The following is a 7819-nucleotide window of genomic DNA, read 5'->3' on the forward strand; positions in this document are numbered from 1 at the left end:
TGCCAAGTCCTTACGGACGCGCTGGACTTCGGCCAGCCTCTTTCGTTATGCGAAAAAGGACAAAATACACATATAAAGGAAAAGTCGAATGTCGGAACAAAACTTCATCAATAGTATTCTAGCAGTTGCGAGTGAGTTGAAAGATGCTCCTTTGACTGAAACAGAGAAGAATACAATAATTAGAAACTTCAATGCAGCATCTGGAGATTCATATGCAAGGGCAAAAAGAGCAATAGAAGGAGTCCTAGGTCGAAAGTTGCCCGATGAAAGGATTATAGAAAAAGCTAGTTCATCGATTAATAACATTCGAGCCTTATTAAGGCAAATGTCTACGGCGGCACAAGAATGGCAGAAAAAGAAATAGGTCTACTGGAGCAAATAGTTAAGCCAGTTTTAACAAGGATCTTAGACTGGATCGCGAAAGGTGATCATTGGCTTGCATATATTTTTCTTTTAGTCACAGTCGGGTTTGTTTTGGCTATCGGATTTTTGATAGGCTGGATAATTACCAAAAGAAAGACGGCGGCAGAAATTAAGCTGCTCCAAGAGGATATAAAATCTAAAAAACTGACTGGCTTAGAAAAATTGAAATCGTCTAGAAACAAATATTTGGAAGATTCTAATTTATTTCAAATAGCCTTAGGCGAATTAGTAGAGGCAACCACTCAGCAAAATGAAGTAAGTCTCGGTTCAAAATGGGACGAGACTCGAAACTTCTTTTTTAACCATTTTGTTAACTCGTTCGAAGAGTATATTGAATATTGCGAAGTCTTAAATGAAGGCAACGGTTACAAAATTCAGGACTTTATTTTTGATGAAATAATTCCTTTTTTAGATATGATGAAAGCCTTTAAGAATACGATGAATATTCCAACCATATTGGAAAAAGCAAATCGTGCTTCTATAGAAATAAATGCAGCTACCCTAAATACCACTTTAAAATATGCAAATCGGAACATAAGCAAATTTAGAATTCCAACTTTATTAAAGCTAATGAAACTTAAAAAATCTATTTTGAACTAATAGTGTCCTTCTTCGCATAACTAAAAATTGTCGCGGCGCTTCGGGATCGCTTCGCGCCCCTTGCTTGGGCTTCGCCAAATTCCGCTTTGTCACTCGTTTTGCAGAGCAAAACTCGCGCCAAGTCCTTCGGACTCGCGGAACTTCGACAATTATATTTCGTTATGCGCCATGCCGCGCCCCTCATTTAAGACGCCAGCCGTCCTTGGCTGGCTTATCATATATTATTGCGCTTTACTCAATAGCAGCTTTAATTGAAATAATCTAAAAGGTTTTCTATATATATAATGAAGTTCATTGATTTGTTTGCAGGTTTAGGTGGATTTCATATTGCATTGACGAAGTTAGGCCACGACTGCGTTTTTGCTTGTGAAATAGATGAAGAACTCAGAAATATTTATTCTGACAATTTTGGAATTCGTCCAGAGGGTGATATAAGAAAAATAAATTTAAAATCAATCCCAAAACATGATATTTTATGTGCGGGATTTCCATGTCAGCCATTTTCAAAAGCAGGATTTCAAAAGGGATTTAATTGTCCCGATTACGGCGATCTTTTTGAATACGTTTATAAAATAATAAAATTCCATAATCCAAAGTTCGTTTTTTTAGAAAATGTACCAAATATAGTAAAGCATAATAACGGTAAGACATGGAAAACTATAGTAGATAAACTTGAGAATATTGGTTACAACATAAATCATAACGTTCTTTCCCCGCACTTCTACGGGATTCCACAGATCAGAGAAAGAGTGTATATAATTTGTACAAAAAAATATATCCCCAGTTTTTCTTGGCCGGGTCATAAGAAAACAAAAGATTTATCAATCAAGTCGATATTAGATACAGACCCTCAGAATTATAAACCTCTTTCAAAGAATAAAATACAATGTATTAATGCATGGCAAATCTTGTTAGATAAACTACCAAAAGACATAGAAATAATTAGTCCGATGTGGGCAATGGAATTCGGAGCAAATTATCCATTTGAAGAATATACTCCAAGTAAAATAGGATTTAGTAAGTTAAAGAATTTCAAAGGAAGTTTTGGCAAGAGCTTAAAGACTGTTAATGAAAACAATATAAGCTCTTTAATACCTACTTATGCATTAACAAAAGAAGATAAATTCCCCAAATGGAAAATAGAATTTATTAAACGAAATAGAGAATTTTATAAACAAAACAAATCGGTCATCGATCATTGGCTTCATTTAATAAAGGAATTTCCTCCAAGCTTTCAAAAGTTCGAATGGAATTGTAAGGGGGAGAAAAGAATAATTTGGAATAACTTAATTCAATTTCGTGCTTCGGGAGTGAGGGTTAAAAGACCTGTAACATCACCTGCTTTGATATCGATGACTACCCAGCAATTGCCTATAATTGGATGGCAAAAAAGACATATGACTTTTGAAGAATGTCTTAAATTGCAAAGTTTGAATAAACTAAAATATTTACCTGAATCAAATACTGGAAAATTTCGAGCAGTGGGCAATGCAGTAAACGCAAATATTGTTGAAATAATTGCTAAGAGCGTGTTTTCGCAAATATAAAAATATTTAGGTTTCAAATGTTAAAGAAAGTCGATATTAAGCCAGGAGTAGCCATCTTATCAATATTGAAATATGTTGAATATGAGGTTTGGTTTGCACTCGCTGAATTTGTTGACAATGCAATTGATAGTTACCTAAAGAATAAAAAGAAATTAGAATCAATACATGGTAAAGATTACACTTTAGAAGTTAGAATTGAAATTGATGATCCAAATAATAAAATCACGATTCGAGATAATGCAGCTGGGATAAAGGAGCAAGATTACGCAAGAGCTTTTAGAGCAGCTGCGATTCCGCCAGATACAAAAGGGCTTTCTGAATTTGGTATGGGAATGAAAACAGCTGCATGCTGGTTTTCCGATTTGTGGTCTGTAACGACTTCCTCTTTGGAAGAAACGTATGAGAGAAAGATAATTTTTGACATGTCAAAGATTATTGATGATAAACTTGAAGAATTAGAAGTTATCACTAAAAAAAATGAAGAGCATATTCATTATACAGTAATAGAGTTATTAAATGTTTCAAAGATTCCAAGAAAGAAGACTCTTTCTAAGGTAAAAGAACATTTGAAGAGTATATACCGAGAGTTTTTACGTAAGAAAAATCTTAACTTAATTTTAAATGGTGAAACTCTTCATTATGAAGAACCCAATATTTTGATAGCTAAATTCCATGAAAAACCGCATCGCCCAACGGGAGAGCCAATTTTATGGAAGAGAGAAATTAATTTTCCAATTGAGAAAGGCTTGAGTGTTCATGGTTTCGTTGCTTTAAGGGAAGTTGGCTCAACTTCCGAAGCCGGTTTTGCCCTGTTTCGCCGTGGGAGAGTTATTGAAGGTAGTTTTGACGCGGGTTTCAGACCTGAATTTATTTTTGGCACCCCTAATAGTTATCGCTATCAAAGAGTTTTTGGTGAATTGCATCTAGAGGGATTTGATGTTAGTTTTACAAAGAAAGGAATTCAATGGGACGAGAATCTCGATATTTTCCTAAGGCTCTTGAGAGATGATATTAATACAAAATCATTTCCGCTTTTACTGCAGGCGGAAAACTATCGTTCTCGCGCTTCCGATAAAGAATATAAGTCTACTGAGAAAATATTGAGCAAAACTGCTGATGACTTAAAGGAAAGAATGCCGAAAGCGATTTCTGAAGTAATTGATTCAGCGAAGAATTCAATACCCGAACAAAGAGAACTTTCAAAAAGTCAGAAAACAATCCATCGAGAGTTTGAGATCGTAGTTAACAGCAGTGGTTGGAAAATATCTATTGAACTTTCTTATGATCCTTCCTTGAAAGAGTTAATTGAGATCGGTGATCAATTCATAAGAAACCCGAGCGGTTCGCAAAGACAAGTCGGAATTCGCCTATCTCTAATTCATCCATTTATGGTTGAATTTGTGGGAGTAGATAATTCCAAAATTGAACCCATTCTTAGGATAGCCGCGGCTTTAGGTTTATCAGAAGTTTTAGCTAAGCAAAGCGGAATAAAAACGCAGGGAGAAGTAAGGCGAAACTTTAATGAGTTAATATCAAACTTGTCTAAATAGGTAATTAAATATGACTGAAAGAATTGAAGTTCGAAAGGAAGATTGCAATGTAATTTGGAATCCATATACAGGAGAAGAGACGTTAGAGCTTTTGCGAAGCAAGGGTTTTATTAATTCCACAAAGGTGCTGAGTAACACTGGTCAAAGGATTCTTGATGAGACACATAGAATTATGCAAGCATGCGGGAATCCAGAGAATCAAACTAACGTTAATACAGGACTTGTTATTGGGTATGTCCAAAGTGGCAAAACGTTATCCTTTACGACATTGACTGCATTGGCGAGAGACAATAATTACCAAATAGTCATTATTCTCGGAGGTGCAAAAATTAACTTACTTGAGCAGTCTACTATTAGATTGAAAAACGACTTAAAGATTAATGAACGATTTGGATTAAGGCAAAAATGGCTACAAATAACAAATCCTGAAAATAATGATCATTCTTCTTCAATTGCAAATTCTCTTGATCAGTGGAGAAACCCAAGTTTTCCAAATGATAGGTGCAAGACTGTACTAATTACTGTAATGAAAAACGGTAATAGGCTGCAAAATTTAATTACTTTATTATCTCAAATCAACTTAGATCAAGTCCCGACAATTATTATAGATGATGAAAGTGATCAGGCGAGTTTGAATACGAAAGCTAGGAGAGCTGCGAGAGAAGGGTTGGATTTGGATGAATTAACGGAAAGAGAAGTTTCAACAATTTATAGAAGGATAACTGACCTAAGAAATCTCTTTCCACATCACACTTTTCTACAATACACTGCGACCCCCCAGGCAAACTTATTTATTAATATTTTAGATAGGTTATCGCCAAATTTTATAAAGCTGCTTACTCCAGGAGATAATTATACAGGCGGGCAAGTTTTCTTTGGAGAAAATTCGAATCTAATAATTGAAATTCCTCCAACGGATCTTTCAACTCCAGGAAATACCTTACATGAACCACCTGAAAGTTTGATCAGAGCACTTCAATTCTTCTATTTAGGGGTTGTAGCAGGAGAAATAAAAGAAGATCAAAATAATCGCTCAATGCTTATTCATCCATCTCGACTTCAGGCTGATCACGCAACATTTTACGATTGGGTATGCGGAATTAAGGAAAGTTGGGCTCGACTATTGTCGAGTGATGCAACTGATGAAAAGAATGCCTTGCTAGCGGAATTTCAAGTAGCCTACAATGATCTTCAATTGACGGTTCACGATTTTCCGTCTTTTGAAGATTTATCTGGAATTCACCTCGTAAATGCAATTCAATATACGCCAATTGTAGAGGTAAATACTAGGGAGAAGTCTACTCCGCCTATTACTTGGAGCAGTTCATATTCATGGATATTAATTGGGGGGCAATCAATGGACAGAGGATTTACTGTTGAAGGTCTTACTGTAACGTATATGCCACGAAATATTGGAGTGGGGAATGTTGATACTGTTCAACAAAGGGCTCGGTTTTTCGGATATAAAAAGGAGTATTTAGGTTATTGCCGTGTATTTATAGATCAGGTAACGATTGATGCCTATAATCATATCATTGATCATGAGGAGGACGTAAGGGAACAATTATCTGAGTATAATATAAGCAATAAGCATTTAAACGAATGGGATCGGCGGGTCGTTTTGGATAGTATGTTGAATTTGACAAGATCAAATATACTATATGACCCTCTTGAGCGTGATAGATTTGGAAATGAATGGTTTAGGATTAAAGCTCCACATGATACTGAAAGTCTAATCGAATCAAATCGTGAGGTTTTGTTTGAATACCTGCAGTTAAAGAAAGAATTTTTCACAGAAGATCTCGGTCACATAAAAAGGACAGAAGAGCAACGACATTTGGCTGCGAAGATTCGTATTACAGATTGTTTGGAAAATCTATTAACAAAGATGAAGTTTACTAGAGAGTCAGACTCAACAACCTATTCAAGTTTACGTGGTATTATTAAACGGTATCTAAATTATCATCCACAGGATGACTGCATGATCTATCTAATGAGCGCTCAACAGATTGATCACTGGGAAGGGAGAACTCGTAGATTAGATAAAAATGATGAAATTCAACAGTTATTTCAAGGTAAAAACCCAAGATCTGGGGAAATTATTTATCCTGGCGATGCGGAAATAAAAAACGCTAATTTATTATCAATTCAGATCCACTTACTTAATTTTCGAGATACCTCTCTTCTTCAAGTTCCAACCTTAGCTATTTGGATTCCTGAACATATAGGAGTCGATCTTGTTAGACAAGCATGAACTTGTTAGAAATTTTTAATTCTTTATCAATACCGGAAAATAGTGAGAAGAATTTTCTATTTGGAGTTGTTGTCCCTGGTTACCCGGACTTTAGAATTGCAGTAAACTCGAATGGAAATCCCGTCTTATTGCTAAAAGTGGAAATAAATCAGTCTGAGAAAGTGATTCAGCTAAGAAATTTCCGGTTTAAGAATTTTAAAATTGAGCACAATAAAGAATGCAAGATTCAAAATAATGAAGTAACTGAAATACATTTGTTTACGATCATTACCTTTACCGGAGAAAATATAAAATTACAGAATTTATTTTTAAAATTTTCCGAAACTTTGATTAAGGAGTGTTATAACCAGAGCGAAGTGGTCGGATTCTTGAACAAATACATTGAAATCTTTCAGACATTTTCTGCTCCTGCAAGAAAACATATTCAAGGACTTTGGTCAGAACTCTTTCTTATTAACAATGCCAAAAACCCCTCGGTTTTACTTAAATATTGGCATTCGTTTCCAGAAGAAAGATATGATTTTAATGCTCACAATGAAAAAATCGAAGTCAAGAGCACTAATGTATTTCGAAGAATTCATACTTTCAGCGCTGAACAATTGTTCTTTAAATCAGAGGAATTAATCATAGTCGCGTCCATTTTCATAAAAGAAGCATATGATGGACTAAACATTATCGATTTAATAGATAGTATTGCTTCAAAAGTAGATGGTGAATTCGGTTTAGTAAATAAGCTATATACTTTAGTTTTTAAGACGCTTGGAAATGATTTAGAAAATGAATTTCTCTTGGACATTAGATACGATCAGAATATCGCAAAAACATCGTTGAGATTTTATAACATAAGGAATATTCAGAAAATTGATAGGCAATGCATCCCGAGAGAAGTAACCGACGTTAAATATAAATCTGATTTAACCGAAATTAATGAATTTAAATTTGATGAAATGGATCAATACGGTTCTTTATTGAATTCACTTTGAAAAAAAATTCACTTGCTTTGCTTGTCCCGGTTCTTGCGAACCGATCCACCCGAACGCTACGCGATCGGGACACCAAACCTTCACCTAACCCGCTTCCAATTGCCCTCGTTAAAACTGCTTCGCAGATTTTACTCGGGCTTAATCCTGTCTTTCTACTAGATTACTTTTCAGAAATGCAGAGTAGAAATAAACAGTAGGCTTTCCATAAAGTCTATATAGCACCAAAAATTCATCCATAAACAATCGTCTTAATCCTAATTCTACCTTAGAAATATGACTTCGGCTCCGTTTTAGCTTTTTGGCTACTTCCGCTTGAGTAAATCCCGCTTCCTTTCTCGCTGTTTTTAAGGCTCTGTAAAAGAATTCTTTTTCTTTTTTAGAGACTTCCCAGTAAGGCAAGGCACTTGCGAACATGGCAACCTCTGGATTTGCCTCTTTCTAGGCATTTGAAGGCCTTAGAAT

The 7819-nt window shown here is 35.3% G+C and carries 7 protein-coding genes; 6 read left to right on the plus strand and 1 reads right to left on the minus strand.

Annotated features, from left to right (window positions below; all coding sequences use genetic code 11):
• Nucleotides 1-88: 88 nt before the first annotated feature.
• The 6 genes from LEP1GSC050_RS05365 to LEP1GSC050_RS05395 all read left to right on the plus strand — a co-directional run bounded on the left by LEP1GSC050_RS05365 (nt 89) and on the right by LEP1GSC050_RS05395 (nt 7357).
• Nucleotides 89-364: a hypothetical protein gene (locus LEP1GSC050_RS05365; protein WP_010568230.1), complete on the plus strand. Its 276-nt coding sequence runs from the start codon at nt 89-91 to the stop codon at nt 362-364.
• Nucleotides 346-1023 (plus strand): hypothetical protein, encoded by a 678-nt coding sequence (locus tag LEP1GSC050_RS05370; RefSeq protein WP_010568229.1) that lies wholly within the window; start codon nt 346-348, stop codon nt 1021-1023. Before LEP1GSC050_RS05365 ends, LEP1GSC050_RS05370 begins: the two co-directional genes overlap by 19 nt.
• Nucleotides 1024-1307: 284 nt before the next feature.
• Nucleotides 1308-2570 (plus strand): DNA cytosine methyltransferase, encoded by a 1263-nt coding sequence (locus LEP1GSC050_RS05380; protein WP_010568227.1) that lies wholly within the window; start codon nt 1308-1310, stop codon nt 2568-2570.
• Nucleotides 2571-2587: 17 nt separating this feature from the next.
• On the plus strand, nt 2588-4120 hold the full coding sequence (locus tag LEP1GSC050_RS05385; protein ID WP_010568226.1) for an ATP-binding protein: 1533 nt from the start codon (nt 2588-2590) through the stop codon (nt 4118-4120).
• A gap of 10 nt (nt 4121-4130) precedes the next feature.
• Nucleotides 4131-6374 (plus strand): Z1 domain-containing protein, encoded by a 2244-nt coding sequence (locus LEP1GSC050_RS05390; protein ID WP_010568225.1) that lies wholly within the window; start codon nt 4131-4133, stop codon nt 6372-6374.
• The gene (locus LEP1GSC050_RS05395; protein WP_010568224.1) at nt 6371-7357 is read left to right on the plus strand and encodes a PD-(D/E)XK motif protein; all 987 of its coding nucleotides are present in this window, start codon (nt 6371-6373) and stop codon (nt 7355-7357) included. The genes LEP1GSC050_RS05390 and LEP1GSC050_RS05395 overlap by 4 nt, the downstream gene beginning before the upstream one ends.
• Nucleotides 7358-7495: 138 nt before the next feature.
• Here the strand turns inward: LEP1GSC050_RS05395 and LEP1GSC050_RS05400 are convergent, their stop codons facing one another.
• On the minus strand, nt 7496-7771 hold the full coding sequence (locus LEP1GSC050_RS05400) for a helix-turn-helix domain-containing protein (protein ID WP_010568223.1): 276 nt from the start codon (nt 7769-7771) through the stop codon (nt 7496-7498).
• Nucleotides 7772-7819: the final 48 nt, after the last annotated feature.

This window comes from Leptospira broomii serovar Hurstbridge str. 5399 (assembly GCF_000243715.2).
Taxonomy (GTDB): domain Bacteria; phylum Spirochaetota; class Leptospiria; order Leptospirales; family Leptospiraceae; genus Leptospira_B; species Leptospira_B broomii.